The 16,141-nt window shown below is 32.9% G+C and carries 15 protein-coding genes; 8 read left to right on the forward strand and 7 right to left on the reverse strand.

Annotated features, from left to right (window positions below; translation table 11 throughout):
* Positions 1–88: 88 nt before the first annotated feature.
* On the forward strand, positions 89–2,584 hold the full coding sequence (locus ACJJVJ_RS04325; RefSeq protein ID WP_405369271.1) for a DUF5686 and carboxypeptidase regulatory-like domain-containing protein: 2,496 nt from the start codon (positions 89–91) through the stop codon (positions 2,582–2,584).
* Positions 2,585–2,811: 227 nt separating this feature from the next.
* On the opposite strand, the gene ACJJVJ_RS04330 is transcribed toward ACJJVJ_RS04325, so the two are convergent.
* The 5 genes from ACJJVJ_RS04330 to ACJJVJ_RS04350 form a co-directional block, all read right to left on the reverse strand.
* Positions 2,812–3,492 (reverse strand): Lipl32 family lipoprotein, encoded by a 681-nt coding sequence (locus ACJJVJ_RS04330; RefSeq protein ID WP_405369273.1) that lies wholly within the window; start codon positions 3,490–3,492, stop codon positions 2,812–2,814.
* A 42-nt stretch (positions 3,493–3,534) separates the two neighbouring features.
* Positions 3,535–4,152 (reverse strand): SIMPL domain-containing protein, encoded by a 618-nt coding sequence (locus ACJJVJ_RS04335; RefSeq protein WP_405369274.1) that lies wholly within the window; start codon positions 4,150–4,152, stop codon positions 3,535–3,537.
* 23 nt (positions 4,153–4,175) lie between these two features.
* Positions 4,176–4,595, reverse strand: a complete 420-nt coding sequence (locus ACJJVJ_RS04340) for a hypothetical protein (RefSeq protein WP_348115399.1) — start codon at positions 4,593–4,595, stop codon at positions 4,176–4,178.
* A gap of 396 nt (positions 4,596–4,991) precedes the next feature.
* Complete coding sequence (locus ACJJVJ_RS04345) at positions 4,992–5,633, reverse strand: response regulator (RefSeq protein WP_405369277.1); 642 nt, start codon at positions 5,631–5,633, stop codon at positions 4,992–4,994.
* Complete coding sequence (locus ACJJVJ_RS04350; RefSeq protein ID WP_405369279.1) at positions 5,623–7,674, reverse strand: tetratricopeptide repeat protein; 2,052 nt, start codon at positions 7,672–7,674, stop codon at positions 5,623–5,625. Before ACJJVJ_RS04350 ends, ACJJVJ_RS04345 begins: the two co-directional genes overlap by 11 nt.
* 396 nt (positions 7,675–8,070) lie before the next feature.
* Between ACJJVJ_RS04350 and ACJJVJ_RS04355 the strand changes: the two genes are divergently transcribed.
* A complete protein-coding gene (locus ACJJVJ_RS04355) occupies positions 8,071–8,673 on the forward strand; it encodes a YceI family protein (RefSeq protein ID WP_104516738.1) in 603 nt (200 codons plus the stop codon).
* Positions 8,674–8,935: 262 nt separating this feature from the next.
* A complete protein-coding gene (locus tag ACJJVJ_RS04360; RefSeq protein ID WP_405369281.1) occupies positions 8,936–9,979 on the forward strand; it encodes a polysaccharide lyase family 7 protein in 1,044 nt (347 codons plus the stop codon).
* A gap of 38 nt (positions 9,980–10,017) precedes the next feature.
* Here the strand turns inward: ACJJVJ_RS04360 and ACJJVJ_RS04365 are convergent, their stop codons facing one another.
* A complete protein-coding gene (locus tag ACJJVJ_RS04365; RefSeq protein ID WP_405369283.1) occupies positions 10,018–10,866 on the reverse strand; it encodes an alpha/beta fold hydrolase in 849 nt (282 codons plus the stop codon).
* Positions 10,867–10,995: 129 nt separating this feature from the next.
* Positions 10,996–11,637, reverse strand: coding sequence for a protein-L-isoaspartate(D-aspartate) O-methyltransferase (locus ACJJVJ_RS04370; RefSeq protein ID WP_405371227.1), 642 nt, complete (start codon positions 11,635–11,637; stop codon positions 10,996–10,998).
* A 149-nt stretch (positions 11,638–11,786) separates the two neighbouring features.
* Here ACJJVJ_RS04370 and ACJJVJ_RS04375 point away from each other — a divergent pair, with 149 nt between their 5' ends.
* From ACJJVJ_RS04375 to ACJJVJ_RS04395, 5 genes are all read left to right on the forward strand, one after another.
* Positions 11,787–12,755: a Gfo/Idh/MocA family protein gene (locus tag ACJJVJ_RS04375; protein WP_405369285.1), complete on the forward strand. Its 969-nt coding sequence runs from the start codon at positions 11,787–11,789 to the stop codon at positions 12,753–12,755.
* 136 nt (positions 12,756–12,891) lie between these two features.
* Positions 12,892–13,779, forward strand: coding sequence for a 3-hydroxyacyl-CoA dehydrogenase family protein (locus ACJJVJ_RS04380; RefSeq protein ID WP_405369286.1), 888 nt, complete (start codon positions 12,892–12,894; stop codon positions 13,777–13,779).
* A gap of 7 nt (positions 13,780–13,786) precedes the next feature.
* Positions 13,787–14,227, forward strand: a complete 441-nt coding sequence (locus tag ACJJVJ_RS04385; RefSeq protein WP_405369287.1) for a hypothetical protein — start codon at positions 13,787–13,789, stop codon at positions 14,225–14,227.
* Between the two features lie 3 nt (positions 14,228–14,230).
* The gene (locus ACJJVJ_RS04390; RefSeq protein ID WP_405369288.1) at positions 14,231–15,448 is read left to right on the forward strand and encodes a DUF1015 domain-containing protein; all 1,218 of its coding nucleotides are present in this window, start codon (positions 14,231–14,233) and stop codon (positions 15,446–15,448) included.
* A gap of 2 nt (positions 15,449–15,450) precedes the next feature.
* On the forward strand, positions 15,451–16,125 hold the full coding sequence (locus ACJJVJ_RS04395) for a YggS family pyridoxal phosphate-dependent enzyme (protein WP_405369289.1): 675 nt from the start codon (positions 15,451–15,453) through the stop codon (positions 16,123–16,125).
* Positions 16,126–16,141 lie beyond the last annotated feature (16 nt).

Raw genomic sequence — 16,141 nt, forward strand, 5'->3', positions numbered from 1 at the left:
ATTCTTCGTCTTAACATTAGATAATTGTCATTAACACAATAACTTTATAGTCCGTTGTTTATTTGCAATCAACTAACAAACCACCAAGATGAATTACATTATTAAAACTACGATTACTTTTATTATCGGCATGTTGTTTTCTGTTTATGCACATGCACAATTAACAGGAACATTAACCGACTCAAATGAAGATCCCATTGCCTTTGCTTCTATATATATAAAAGGAACGTACAAAGGGACTACCACTAACCAGAATGGTAATTACACACTTAAACTAGATGGTTTTAAAGACTACGAGATCGTCTATCAGTCTCTGGGTTATCGACCTAAAACTATTCAAATTTCTTTTACTCAAAATGGCCAGGTGCAAAATGTATCTCTAGAAGAAGAGGTGGCATCTCTTGATGCGGTTATTGTAAATTCAGATGAAAATCCTGCCGACCGTGTGATACGAGAAGCGATCAAGAACAGAGAGATGAATCGTAAAAAGTTCTCAAGTTATAAAGCAGATTTTTACTCACGTGGAATATGGCGTATGAAAGATGTTCCAGAAAAATTTATGGGACAAGAAGTAGGTGATCTAGAAGGATCGCTAGATTCTTTATCACGCAGCGGTGTCGTTTACTTATCAGAAACGGTATCTGAAATAGCTTATGAAGCACCAGATAATTTTAAGGAACATATTATCGCTAGTAAAATATCTGGAGATGATAACGGTTTCAGTGCTAATAGTGCCGAAGAAGCTAATTTTGATTTCTATAACAACAATATAAATCTTAACAACCGTATCGTATCCCCTATTGCCGACTATGCTTTTGGGTATTACAAGTATAAATTATTAGGTACTTTTTATGACGAGAATAAATTCTTAATTAATAAAATAGAAGTGATCTCTAAACGTCCTAAGGATAACACTTTTAACGGTATTATTTATATAGTAGAAGATCAATGGACTATTTATGGTCTAGAAATGACCACTTTAGGTGAGAACATAAACGTACCTGTCATTGAGAATCTTACTTTTAATCAAGACTTTACATATGAGCCTAGCAGTGGTGACTGGGTAAAAAGGTCACAAAGTATTGACTTTATTTTCGCCTTTTTGGGTTTTAAAGGTAATGGTAGGTTTATAGCAAATTATACCAATTATAATTTTAAACCTGACTTTAACAAAGATTCATTCGGTCCAGAAGTATTAAGCTTTGAACTAGATGCAAATAAGAAAGATAGCACTTACTGGAGTAAAAAACGCCCTGTACCACTTACTGTAGAAGAATCTAATAATTATGTACGTAAAGACAGTATCGCTGCTGTGCGCAACGACCCTAAGTATAAAGACAGCGTGGACAGAGTGAATAATAAATTTCATATTCTAGACCCATTAACTGGTTACACTTATAGAAACAGTAAGAAAAATGAGAGTTTCAGCTATAATGGGTTATTAAATCCAGGTAGTTTTAAAGGTTTTAATACAGTCCAAGGATATGTAGTAGGTACCGGTTTTAGTTACTCAAAAGGTTATGATGACGACTATAACCGCAGTCTTTATGTAACTAGTAATATCAACTATGGAATATCTGATGACAGATTGCGATACACAGCGCGAGCTAATTACAGATTTAATAGAACTAATAGAAGAAACTTATCTGTTTATGGTGGTACAGAAGCAAGACAAATCAATAATTCAAACCCTATAAGTGGTCTAGAAAACACTATTTCTAGTCTCGCATTTGAACGTAACTATGCTAAGTTTTATGAAGTAGACTATGCCGGTGCTAGTTATTCTGAAGAAATTGCAAATGGCTTTTTCTTAAGTGGTAGACTGGATTATGAAAGACGTCAGGGACTTAATAACACCACAGACCAGGTATGGTTTACTCAAAGTGATGTGGATTACACGAGTAACAATCCGCTGGGGTTAGATAATAACCAAGTGGCTACTATAGATGACCATGAACTAGTTAAAATAGGTCTAGGTCTAACTATACGTCCAGGTCAGAAATTCCAAAGTTATCCTGATCAAAAGTATAATATACGTAATGAAAAATACCCTACTATATCTCTAAATTATGAAGGTGCTGTAGCTGCTAGTAATAGCGATTATAACTTTCACCAGTTAAGAGCAAGTATTTATCAAAGTTTTGATATGGGCAACTTAGGTCGCAGTAGTTATTGGGTTAATGGTGGTACCTTCTTAGATGGTGATGACATTTCCTTTGTAGACTACCAGCACTTTAATGGTAATCGATTAAGATATAAGTTACAAGCCCTTAATCCTTATGGTTTTGGCTTGCTTAACTACTATGACTACAGTACAAATGGAGACTATGCACAAGTACACTTACAGCACGATTTTAAAGGTTTTGTACTAGGTAAAGTACCAGGATTAAATCGTTTAAACTACGACCTCATTTTAAGTGGTAAAGCTCTATTTACAGACCGCAAACCGTATTTTGAGGCTAGTGCAGGAATAGATAATATCGGTTTTGGTAAATTCCGTCCTTTCCGTGTGGATTATGTTTACAGCATGACTAGTGGTCGCAATTATGGTGCTTTTGTGGTAGGTATTAACTTTGGGTTATAGATGGATATTAATTCCGCTTTCGCGAAAGCGGATACCTAACAAGCACTTTTAAAACAGTACAGATAATAGAAAAGACCAACTTAATAAGTTGGTCTTTTTTTGTTGTTGTGAATTCAAATAAGTAATAGAATTAAAACCAAATCTTAAAGTGAATATTGATAAAATAAAAAACACCTCTTTATTTGCATAAAGAGGTGTTTTATTAAAATACGAATGTCAATTTACTATTAAAGTCCTTCTTTAAGCTCTGCAATAGTTTTTGCCATTACTACACCAGGTAATTTTACCGGTGCTGCAACCTCAGCTATAAAAGTTCCTTTTACTTCTCCTCTTTTGTAAGTTGTAAAACCGATACGGTATAAACCTGCAGTAAGAGCTTTAGTCGGGCTACCTACTTCACTCTTATATCTTAATAAAGAGTTGTAACTGCTACCACTAGGTTGCTTAGGCATTTCACTACTGTCATCATTACTAGCTAGCGTAGTCCACGTTGCGCTTTTTACACCTTCTTCTGTAACATTTTCTTTTTGAAAAATAGTAGAACGCTCTAGAGTGATGTACGTATCAAAGAAATCTTCAGAAGATGCATTTTCTTTATAAGCAGCAGACTGTATTGCTTTCTTAATTTTGTTTTTTCCTACTGGAGATACCATTCTTACACCTAATTCTGGCGCTACAGCTGGTACCCATACATAAATGTAATAGAATTTCTTGCCATCTTCTACCGCGTCTTCATTACCTGGAGCTGCATACCCTACATAAGAGATTACATCTGTATAAGGTACTTTGATAGTTTTAGGTCCGATCTTTTTTTCGATAGAACTTCCGAATTTTTTCATTTTTTGAGCTTCTGCATTGAACATTGCACAGAAAGCAAATACTGATAATACTACTAATTTAATTTTCATAATCTTTTAGTTAATTTGTTAATTATTAGGACACTCGTTATTTTAATTTAATTCAAAGGTTACAGTAACGCTATGTGGCTGTAAGGTCGTTGTACCATAGCTTTGTAAATATTGTGAGTTTGTATTTTGATCTGTTATACTCACAATTTCACCTATCGACTTATTCATTTTTCCAGCGATGGCTGTTGCTCTTTCTCTTGCGTTTGCAATAGCTTTTACAGAAAGATCTACTAGGTCTTGATCTGTTAACGCTGTTGTTTCTACCTCGATATTTGCAATAGACATTCCTGCAGACTTCAGATTTAATATCTTTCTTACCTCTTCTTTATTAGAGGTTTTTAAAAAATAATATGCTGATTCCCTGTTCTGGCTATAAGCCATAGAAAACTCGTAATAGGTATTTCTTTTAAACCTATTAAAATCAATGTCTAGGTCTTTAAGTTTTTTAATTACGTTTTGTTTTACCACTTTTAATGAGGTAGCTTCTACCTCTGCAGAGCCTTCATAAACTAATACTTGTTGTAGTGCGATGAGAACTACATAGTTCTCATCGACTAAATTTTTATCAGTTTCACCGATTACTGTAATGGTGTTTTCTTTTTCTTGAGAGTTTGCTATAATGGCAAGCAATAAGGCTATTATGTATAGGAGCTTTTTCATAAGAAAAATTGTTTATTTTGTTCTTAAAAGAATAAGATAGAAGCAACTATCATCCATGCACCTACAAATATTCCTACTATACCTAACTTACCTTGTTTAGGTGCTAGTTTTGCTCTTAAAGCATTTGCTTTTTCCTTAGCAGCTTCGTTTTTAGATAATACGTATTTGTTAATAAGGCTAAATCCTAACATGAATCCTAAAACAGCTTCTACTATACTACCTGCTAGTAATGTTACCCACCAGATAGGGAATGTAGAAATCCAACCTAGGTTTAAAATAGAAAAAATAATTCCCCATATACCATAAAAGCAAAAGATCATACCTATCCATCCTTGGTAAGGCTCTATTTTTTCTAAAAGTTCTTTGGCATTAGGTTTTTTTGATAATAACAAAGATGGTACTGCGATGATGCTTAATAAGATTAGTGTAATTCCGAAAATCATAATGTTTGTTTTTAAGGTTAAATTTGTTTGTTTTATAATTGAAACATCTGGTTTATTTTAAGTTGATGTCTCTCATATTTCTTCTGCAAATTTATGTTGCTACTACAGTTTAAATAACCCCTTATTAAGTGAAAACGTATACCCTGAAAACAGGGTGTTTTAACATAACAGCTTGTAAAACAATAGCTTAAAATTATATTTATTTACGATTACCGATTATAAAATCCATTTTAAATTTGGATTAAATGGAAAAACATAATTTTTTATATTTTGATGAATTGATCGCATTAATCTATCACTCTAAATACCAGTATTTAAAACCATATAGAAATAGAAAAGAGCTCTACAAATGATATAGAACTCTTTTTATAATAGGATATAGTATGAATGTCTTTTTTAAGAAACGTAACCTTTTTTAATAGCATATTTAGTCAATCCTGCTAGGTTTCTTACATTCAGTTTAGTAATTAGATTCTTGCGGTAACTTTCTATGGTGTGTTTACTTAAAAAGAGCTTATCTGCTATCTCTTGGGTTGTATATTCTTCAGCAATCAAGGAAATGACTTCTACTTCTCTTTTAGTCAGTTTTATTTCTTGATCTTTATTTTTTTCAAATTTATTTTTAAGATAGATATCTTTAATCTCTTTTGAGAAGTACTTTTCGCCACTTAGAATAGTTTCTATAGCTTTTAAGAATTCTTCTTTTTGTGCATTTTTCTGTAAATAACCATCTACATTACTCTCAATAAGCTCGTCGATAATATCTGGAGTGTTATGCATACTCACGACTAGAGTTTTTACCGTACTCGATGTTTTTTTAATCCACTTATTTAATGCTATACCATCTACTTCTGGCATGGTAACATCTGTAATAACCAGATCTATCTTTTCGTCTTTATTAATAGTCATATACTTTTGAACATGACCACCGTGTTTTCCTGTATATAAGATGTTATAATTACTCTCTGTTTTAAGAATGCTTAATAAACCATCTAAAAACATTTTATGATCGTCAGCTATAATAAGATTATGCTTCATTTCTTTCTTCTTTAAAAGGAATCTCTATATTGATATTCACACCTCTATTAGGTTGAGAATCTATATGTAAAATTCCGTTATAGTTTTCTACTCTATTCTTAATATTTGTTAATCCTATACCTAATGTGGTCATAGCGATATCAAAACCAACACCGTCATCTTCATAAACAAAGAATAAGGACTCATTTAAAAGGTCTAGTTGTATATCTATTGTTTTTGCCTGAGCATATTTAAGCGTGTTGGTAGTTAATTCTTGAAAAATAGAGAACATTTCATTTTGTAAAACCTTATTCAACTTATTAATCTTTTCTTCGTCAAAAAAAGATATATTAAAAGTTATTTCACTGGCTTCTTCCACCTTGTTGATGTATTCTTTAACTAAAAATACAAAGTCGTTTTCTCTTATTTTTTTAGGTAATAAATTATGAGATAAATTTCTTACCTGCTCATAAGTATCATCTAGCTGGCTGTAAATTAACTTTAATTTATCTGGGTGATTAGATAGCTGGCTAAACTGTAATTTAATAGCCGCTAGATTACCACCTACACTATCATGCATCTCTTGTGCTATCTTCTTACGTTCTTGATCTTGCCCTCTTACCGCTGCTTTAATCAATTTAATTTCTTGGTCTTTTTTTAATGAAAGTACCTGTTGCTCATTTATTTCTTTCTCTTTTAAGTTTAATAAACTTTGAGCTTGTAGTTTTTGATAATAGTTAATTAACAATCCAAAAATAGGAACCAATAAAATAAAAAATGCAGCAAGCACTACATATTTGATAGTCTTCTCTCTATCTAATTCTACTGCCTTTAAGGCCTCCTTTTCCTTAAGTAAAATAATTTCATTTTTACGGCGCTCTACACCATTTTGTAGCTGTAAAACTTGATTCTCATTTTGTTTTGCAATAATGGATTGTTGCAGTTTAATCTTTTCTAAATCTGCATCTTTGTTCTTTAAATTTAAACTCTTATTTAGGTTTTCAATTTTTAATAACTTGATCGTTTTTTCTTTTTCTAGAGTTTTAAACCTCACCTCTAGTCTATTCAGTTGTTTTTCGGTTATGGAATTATCTATAGAGTCTTTGATTTTCTGATACATTTTACCATAATTATAGGCATTTCTATAATCACCTTTTCTAGCCATTAATTTCTCTAACATTAAATAGCTATTCATTTCTATGTCTAGATTACCTAAATTCATAGACTTAACTAGTGCGCTAGAAAAAATTAAAGATGCCTGACTATCATTTTTTTGATCGTATAAAATGGTTCCTATTTTACCAAGAGCAATAAGCTCGATATCAGAAAATCTATTTTTAAAACTAATATCCTTTGCGTCATAATAAGCTGTAAGTGCCTTATCTATTTCTCCTCTATTGATATGGTTATCACCTATATTAATGATCACATTAACTAGTGCCTGTTTTCTAAAATCCTCTTTCTCACAAATGGCTTTTGCTTTCTGTAAATAGGTATTAGAGATTTCATATTGGGACAGAGAAGAATAAATCGAACCTAAATTGATGTAGCTGCCTAAAATAATCTCTTCATCATTAGAAAATTTTATACATTTTTTTAATAGGTCTAGTGCCTCTTCATTTTTTCCTAATGTAACATAAGTACTAGCTAGTCCATGTAAATGAGAATAGTAAAGATTAGTTTCTTTATACTTTTCACTTAATTGAGCACCCTTAATATGCCAGTTTTTACTTTCCTGATATAAACCTTTATTTTTATTATTTAAAGCCAGTAATTGATAAGATAATATAGTGAGCCGTATACCTAAAGAATCGCTAACTGTATTCTTGCCCTTAAGCGCTTCATACGTATAATAGATAGAAGAATCTGTACTTACATATTTGTTATGGTAATAAGCCAGCAGCAAATGAGTATTAGTAATCGACTTTTTAAACTTAAAGTTTTTAAGAGCACGATGTGCTTCTTTATATGCCTTATTATCCTCGCCATTATTATAGTAATAAAACAACTTATCTACTATTTCATCCTCTGTTTCAACACTATAATCAGTTAGTTGCCCCATACATAGTGATGCATAGCATAAAAAGAATAAAGCTAGTATGTATTTGGGCCTAAAAAGCATGCACAAATGTAGGTATTGCATTACTCAAAAACATCCCAAAATACAGGGGTTTATTGATTTTTTATCAAATCAAAAAACAACTTTTTCACACGTCTTAAATAAGAGATACACATTCTCATTTTTTTCTAAGTACACATCACTAAAACTAAAAACAAAGTAATGATTATCTCTAAAATCACTAACTTCACAGTCTATAATTAAAGAAAGTACAGCTCTTATAATAAAACAGGTCTTTAGATCTATTAATTTACTGAACCAGCACTTATTACGACTTTAATACATTTCTTAATAAGTGATTAAAGATTAATAAACAGAATTAAAATAAAGTAAGATAAAATGAAAAAAATTGCCCTATTACTATTCGTTGCAGGTTTAACATTCTCTTGTACAGAAAAAAAAGAAGAAAAAGCAACTGAAGAAGTCGCTACAGAAAAAACAACAGAGACTACCTATAACTATAAATCTGACCAGACTACTTTAACATGGACAGCTTATAAAACACCCCAAAAAGTAGGAGTTTCAGGTACCTTTGACACAATTAAAGTTACTGGTAATAAAGCATCTAATAATGCTGAAGAAGTACTAGCCGGTGCTGCATTTAAAATAGACGGACTTTCTGTTAATTCAAAAAATGAAATACGTGATCCTAAACTAGTAGAGTTTTTCTTTAAAAACCTAGTAAACCCTACGTTTAATGGTGAATTCGGTACATTTAACAATGGTACTGTAGATGTTACATTGAACTTCAATGAAGTAGAAAAAGTAATTCCATTTACGTATACACTAGTAGAAAATAAGTTAACTATTAATGGTACTATCGACATGATAGAAGACTTTAATGCTACAAAATCATTTGACGCTATTCATGAAGCATGTAAAGAATTGCACAATGGTAAAACATGGCCAGATGTAGCTATAGAAGTTGTAGCACAATTATAAAAAACAAAATCTTTTATAGATTTAAAGCTCATAGATTCACAAACATGAATTTATGAGCTTTTTTATTAATTCTATTTGTAGCTTTGAATAGAAGATTATTAAATGATTTTTTTCCTGAAAAAGAAGAAGAAAATTAAAGTAATAGTTTGATATTGATCTCGCTTTCGCGAAAGCGGAACAAAAAAAAGCCTCCTTGCTTTATACATTCTTAGCTTAAAAAACAACTTTACTCATTACTACTAGAGCTTAAACACCACAACAAATGAAATTAAAAAGAAATCTAATCTATACAGTGCTACTTCTCAATAGCTTGATCTTAATAAACTGTAAATCTGAAGAGAAAGACCAAAATAATTCTGAATACTCTACATATAAATCACCTAGCGAGGTGTTATCTATCATAGAAGAAAGTACCATTACTCTAGGTAACGGAGATTATATTAAGGATATCAAAGATTTTACTCATGAAGATTATTTTTATACGGTAAATGATGGTGAAGATTGGATAGTTTATAAAACACCGAACTCGGGCGGCACGACAAAAAACTCTAGCAATACCAGGTCTGAATTGCGCCTTAAGGATGAGTGGATTCCAGAAAATGGAGGTCAATTATCTGGCACCTTAAAAGTAACACACGTATCTACTAACGGAGATGCTAGAGTTGCAGCAGCCTATTCTGTCGTGGTAGGTCAAATACACAGTAAAGAAGGAAACGAGAATGAACCTATTAAAATATTTTACAAAAAATTCCCTGGCCATACTAAGGGTTCTGTTTTTTGGAATTATGAAATCAATACCAAAGATGATAATTCAAAAAGATGGGATTATTCTACTGCGGTATGGGGTTATGACATGTCTGTAGTAGGTCCAGAATCAAATACAGCACCAGAAGAACCGGCAGATGGGATAGAATTAGGTGAAGAATTCAGCTATGTAATAAATGTCTCAGACGGTATTATGGAACTTACTTTTACCAGTCCAGGACACGAAACGGTTAATTTTTCTAAGGACTTACTACATACAGAATTTGCTGCCAAAGAAGATCTCCCTAAACAAATAACGACACTGTATGCCTCTATAGGTAGAGACGGCACAGAGATGGCACATTCTTATGCAGGAGAAATTCAGTATTTTAAACAAGGTGCTTACAATCAAGCTAATGGAAAGGACCCTGAAAAAAACATCGTATGGAATACAGGGTCTGACATTTATAATGGCGATTTAAAAAAACAGTATGAAAACGGTAGTTATGCCGAAGTATGGTTTAAAAAAGCTAGCCATAAAGTAAATAAGGCTAGTAAATAACAAGAAGAAAAAGCTGTTAAAGAGAGGTAATCGATATCTTAATCTCTCTTTATACGTTTCATGAATTCTATAATATAAGGCTTAACTAATTCAGGTCGTCCCCATGAAATTTCATGACCTGTATTAGGTATGGTGATAATCTCTATATTAGGAAAAACACGTTCTGTATATGACACATTTATATAAGGGACAAGATCATCTTTATCTCCATGTATGTGCATGATAGGAACAGTCACTTTTTCCCAATCTTTTTCTATTAAAGCAAGTTCTTGTGCATGCGTGGTTTTCTCATCTCCAGCAACATGATAGCCGGTAGGCACTAACCAGCGCGTTAACCAGTATTGTGTAAGGTCAGACTGCCATACTCTTTGTTCATTATCTGGATCTATGGCTGGCGATACCATCATCACACCTTTTACGTTTTCATTTTCTAAAGATAATCTTGCAGCTAGTGGTCCTCCATAAGAAGCGCCTATTACAATCATATTTTTTAAATTAAGAGAACTTACTACTTCATTCATGACCTTGGCTTGCGTATCTATAGAAGTTAATGACTCACCAAAGTTAGAATACCCATAACCTGGTCTGTCTATAGCATGTAGGTTTGCCTTGTTGTACAATAAACTATCTTTAAGATAACGTCTCCAGGCACTTAGCGAACTAGGAGAACCGTGTAAAAAAACGAGATTGATATCATTATCTTCTTTTGTAACACTTTGAATACGCACATTAAGGTCTAGACTATCTATAGCTACATAAGAGATATGAGATAGAGCGTCTATCTTAGAAAAGGAGGTTGTTATTTCTTCATCATTTAAACGGTATTGTAAACTGCTACAAGAGGTTAAAAACAAACCACCTATTACTATTAAAAATATGTTTTTCATAAAAAGGTGTATCACTAAGCCCAGCGGTAATGTATCAAACAGATATCACAAACGACAGGTTCCTTTTCATAAATTTTACTTAAGAAAAACGTAGTAAAATAACACGATAATAATGATTACTCTAAAATTTTAATTCTTACCACCTAAAAATGGTACAAATCTAAACTCGCCAAAGGTTTCCTTTGAAAAGTCTGTTGCGCTTTCTCTAATAATTAAAGTCATAATTTGTGGGTCACTACCTACTGGAATCACTAGCCTACCTCCTATTTTTAGTTGGCTTAATAATGTTTGAGGTATTTCTGGTGCTCCACAAGTAACGATAATAGAATCAAAAGGAGCCTCTTCTGGCAGTCCTTTGTAACCATCGCCAAAAACGTATTTCCTAGGTCGGTAATTCAGTTTTCTAAAAAGTAAATTGGTTTTCTTGTACAGTTCATTCTGTCGCTCTATCGTATAAATTTGAGCTTTCATTTCTAACAGTACAGCACATTGATAACCACTACCTGTTCCTATTTCTAGAACCTTATCTCCTGGTTTTAATTGCAGTAACTGACTTTGAAAAGCAACCGTATATGGGTGCGATATCGTCTGGTCTGCTCCTATAGGAAAAGCCTTATTCTGGTAAGCATGCTCTAAGAATGAACTGTCTAGAAATAAGTGTCTAGGTACTTTATTCATCGCATCTAGAACAGACTCATCAGTTATTCCCTTTGAACGCATCAACTCTACCAGCTGGCGTCGTTTTCCTTTATGTATGTAATTATCTTTGATAGGGTCAAAAATAGTTTCCTACATTCTATTTTCAATTGAAAAAGTCCAACTATTTTTCAACAAAAGATTGTCAATTAAATGGGATAAGATTCTGTTTACTCATTTTTATTTAACAATCATTTCCCTATTTTTACAAAAACGCAATTACTATGCTTAAAGCAGGAGTTCTCGGTGCTGGTCACCTAGGTAAAATTCACCTTAAATTATTACAACAAAGCGAGCGCTATGATTTGGTAGGTTTTTATGATGCAAATCCTGAGCACGCTGCACAAATAGAGGCAGATTTAGGTTACAAATATTTTTCTGACATTGATGAGTTAATCGCTGCTTGCGATATGATAGACGTAGTCACTCCTACTTCTTACCATCATCAAAGTGGTGTAAAAGTTCTAGAGGCAGGAAAACATTTATTCATAGAAAAACCGATTACTGTAACCGTAGAAGAAGCAAATGAATTGATCTCGCTTTCGCGAAAGCGGAACCTAAAAGGTCAAGTTGGACAAGTAGAACGTTTTAACCCAGCATTTAGATCGGTAAGTGATCGCATAGAAAGTCCTATGTTTATTGAAACACATCGCCTAGCAGAGTTTAATCCTCGCGGTACAGATGTAAGTGTGGTACTAGATTTAATGATACATGATATAGATGCTATTCTTAGTGTGGTAAACAGCCCAGTTAAGAATGTGAGCGCTAGTGGAGTTTCTGTAATCTCTGAAACTCCAGATATCGCAAACGCGCGTATAGAGTTTGAAAATGGATGTGTGGCAAATCTTACTGCCAGCCGCATCAGTTTAAAACAAATGCGTAAAGCCCGCTTTTTCCAAAAAGACGCTTACATATCGGTAGATTTTTTAACTAAAAAGGTAGAAGTGGTACGCATGAAAAATGCTCCAGAAGTTCCAGGAGATTTTGATATGATTTTACAAAATGCCGAAGGAATCAAAAAACAAATCTATTTTGACAATCCAGATGTAGCAGATAATAACGCCATTCTAGATGAATTAGAAACCTTTGCAGACGCTATAGAAAATGATACCAGACCTATCGTTAACCTAGAAGATGGTACTGCAGCACTAGATGTAGCTTTAAAAATAATTAAAGAGTTTAAGTCTTTATAGATAGTAACTCGATATTATAAATATAATTAAATATTCTGCATTGTAGGCAGGATGATAATCATAAATTAAAAACTAATTACTTCATATTGTGATGGTTTAAATGTTTTCACAAGAGTAATTATTACTAATAAGAAAAATGAAAAACATTACAGTTATAGGTGCAGGAACCATGGGAAATGGAATCGCACACACATTTGCTCAATCAGGATTTAAGGTTGCTCTAGTAGATATTTCTCAAGAAAATATCGATAGAGGTTTAAACACCATCGCAAAAAACCTAGATCGCATGATTGCCAAAGAGCGTATCACAGAGGCTGATAAAGCTACCACTCTAGGCAATATTACTTCTTATCTAGATTTAAAAGCTGGTGTTGCACAAGCAGATCTAGTGGTAGAGGCAGCAACTGAAAATGTGAACCTGAAACTAAAAATATTTGGTGATATGGATGAATTTGCTCCAGCAAATTGTATTCTATCTACTAACACGTCTTCTATATCTATTACTCAAATCGCAGCGGTAACAAAACGTCCAGAAAAAGTAATAGGAATGCACTTTATGAATCCAGTGCCTATTATGAAACTGGTAGAAATCATAAGAGGTTATTCTACTAGTGACGAGGTTACTAAGACCATCATGGAACTTTCTAAGCAGCTGGGTAAAACACCTACAGAGGTTAATGATTATCCAGGTTTTGTAGCAAACCGTATATTAATGCCTATGATTAACGAGGCTATTGAAACACTTTATAATGGTGTGGCTGGTGTAGAAGAAATAGACACAGTAATGAAATTAGGTATGGCACACCCTATGGGTCCATTACAACTAGCAGATTTTATAGGTCTAGACGTTTGTCTTTCTATTCTTAACGTGATGCACGACGGATTTAAAAATCCTAAATATGCACCATGTCCACTGTTAGTTAATATGGTTATGGCTGGTAAAAAAGGTGTGAAATCTGGAGAAGGTTTCTACGACTACTCTACTTCTAGAAAAGCAGAGGTTGTAAGTGCTAGTTTTAAATAATTAGAAAATGAGAAGAATTGTAATTTTAATTTGTATTGTTTTAAGTTTTAACTCTTGTGATAAACTCGATAACTATTCACAAAATAAGGATGATTTTGATGGTGTCACTATTTACAAAGTTGATAAGAATCATATGCTTAAAGAAATTGGACAATTATTTATGAAGTCTAATAAAGACGTCTCTATTAGTAAAGGTTATTCTTTTGAAAATAATAAAAAATTCCATTATCTAAACATCAATTTAAATGAAGGTTCAGTTAATAATCTATCCGACTCCACAGTCGTTTCTTTAGGGAATAAAGCACTCCATATTTTAGAAAATGAAATTATTAATTTTAAAGAATATAAAAGGGCAGACGTAATTTTCTCATCTCGTATCAAACATGATGAAACAAGTATTGTGAATAAAAAAATAGTCAGGATTAAATCTACTGAATCTAAGTTGTAAATAATGCCCACAATAAAACCATTTAAAGGAGTACGAGCTACCGCAGATAAGGTTGCGCATGTAATATCGCGCACTTATCAAGATTATGGTAAGAAAGAACTTAAGGCGCAGCTCAAGTACAATCCTTACAGCTTTTTACAAATTTTAAATCCTGGTTATAAATTTAATCAAGAGATAACTGGACTGGACCGGTACAGTCTCGTTAGAAATAGATATTTAGAATTCAAAGAAGAAGGATATCTATTAGAAGATGAAAAGGCTGCTTTTTACATTTATGAAAACATAGATCCGCATCACAGTTATACTGGTATCATAGCTGGTACGAGCACAGATGATTACCTTAATAATAAAATTAAAAAGCATGAGGATACTTTAAGTTTAAAAGAAAATCTCTTTAAAAATTATTTAAAGGCCGCTGGTTTTAATGCAGAGCCTGTTTTACTTACCTATGAAGATAGATCTGAGATCAATCAACTAATAGCCGAAGTTAAAACTACTGCTCCAGATCAACATTTTTCTACCACAGATTTTAACTCGCATAAAATATGGCCGGTTATAAATCCTCAATTAATAGAAAAGATAGAAAAAGAATTTAAAGAACTCTCACAACTTTACATTGCAGACGGTCACCACCGCAGCGCTAGTTCTAGCCTACTGGCACAAGAAATGGGCGATGAAAAAGAGAGTTATAAATTTTTCATGAGTCTTCTCATAGCAGAAAGTCAGCTTAACATTTACGAATTTAACAGACAGATAAAAGATCTTAATGGTCTTAATAAGCAAGAGTTTCTCATGAAACTCGATCAACATTTTAGAATACAAAATCGCGGTTTAGAACTCTATAGACCTTCTAAGAAACACCATTTTAGCATGTATCTAGATGGAGAGTTTTACAGTCTTTATTTGCGTAAAGGACTTTTAAAAGAGTTGACTCCTTTGCAGGATCTAGATCCGCAGTTGTTGTATGATCTTATTTTAGATCCTATTTTGGGTATTAAAGATTTACGCACAGACAGTCGCATACAGTACAGTTATGGAAAACATGACTTAATGCACATGAAAGAACGTGTGGATAAAAGAGAATTCAAAGTTGGTTTCGGCTTATTTCCTACTACGGTAGAGCAAATGAAATCCATAGCCGATGCAGATTTGAGAATGCCGCCCAAGAGTACGTATATACGCCCCAAACTACCTAGTGGTTTGATAATTTATGAATTTTAAACATGAGCACAATTAAAGAATCTCTGTTACGCTTTCGCGAAAGCGTGCAACCAAAAGCTACTCTAGTAGCAGTAAGTAAAACCAAACCTATAAGTGATCTAGAAGAGGCTTATGAAGTTGGTCAACGCATTTTTGGTGAGAATAAGATTCAAGAAATGACCGAAAAATGGGAAACGCTACCCAAAGATATTGAGTGGCACATGATAGGTCACACACAACGAAATAAGGTGAAATATATGGCGCCTTATGTTCACTTAATTCACAGTGTAGACTCACCTAGATTGCTTAAAGAAATTAATAAACAGGCTAAGAATAACGATCGTGTCATTAATTGTTTATTACAAGTGCATATTGCTCAAGAAGAATCAAAATTTGGTTTTGATGAGCAAGAGTTGATTACTCTTTTAAACGATGCTGCTTTTAAAGAATATGAAAACATTCAAATTAAAGGCCTCATGGGAATGGCTACTTTTACCGATAATGAAAACCAAGTGCGTGCAGAATTTAAAAGTCTAGCTGCTACTTTTAATAAAATTAAAACAGAAAACTTGTTAGATTCTAGACATGAATTTACAGAATTATCTATGGGTATGACTGGTGATTATAAAATAGCTCTAGAAGAGGGCTCTACTATGGTACGCATAGGTAGTGCCATATTCGGCAATAGGAATTATTAATATTAATAAGCTTAAA

Source organism: Nonlabens sp. Asnod2-A12 (assembly GCF_045063745.1).
Lineage (GTDB): Bacteria > Bacteroidota > Bacteroidia > Flavobacteriales > Flavobacteriaceae > Nonlabens > Nonlabens xylanidelens.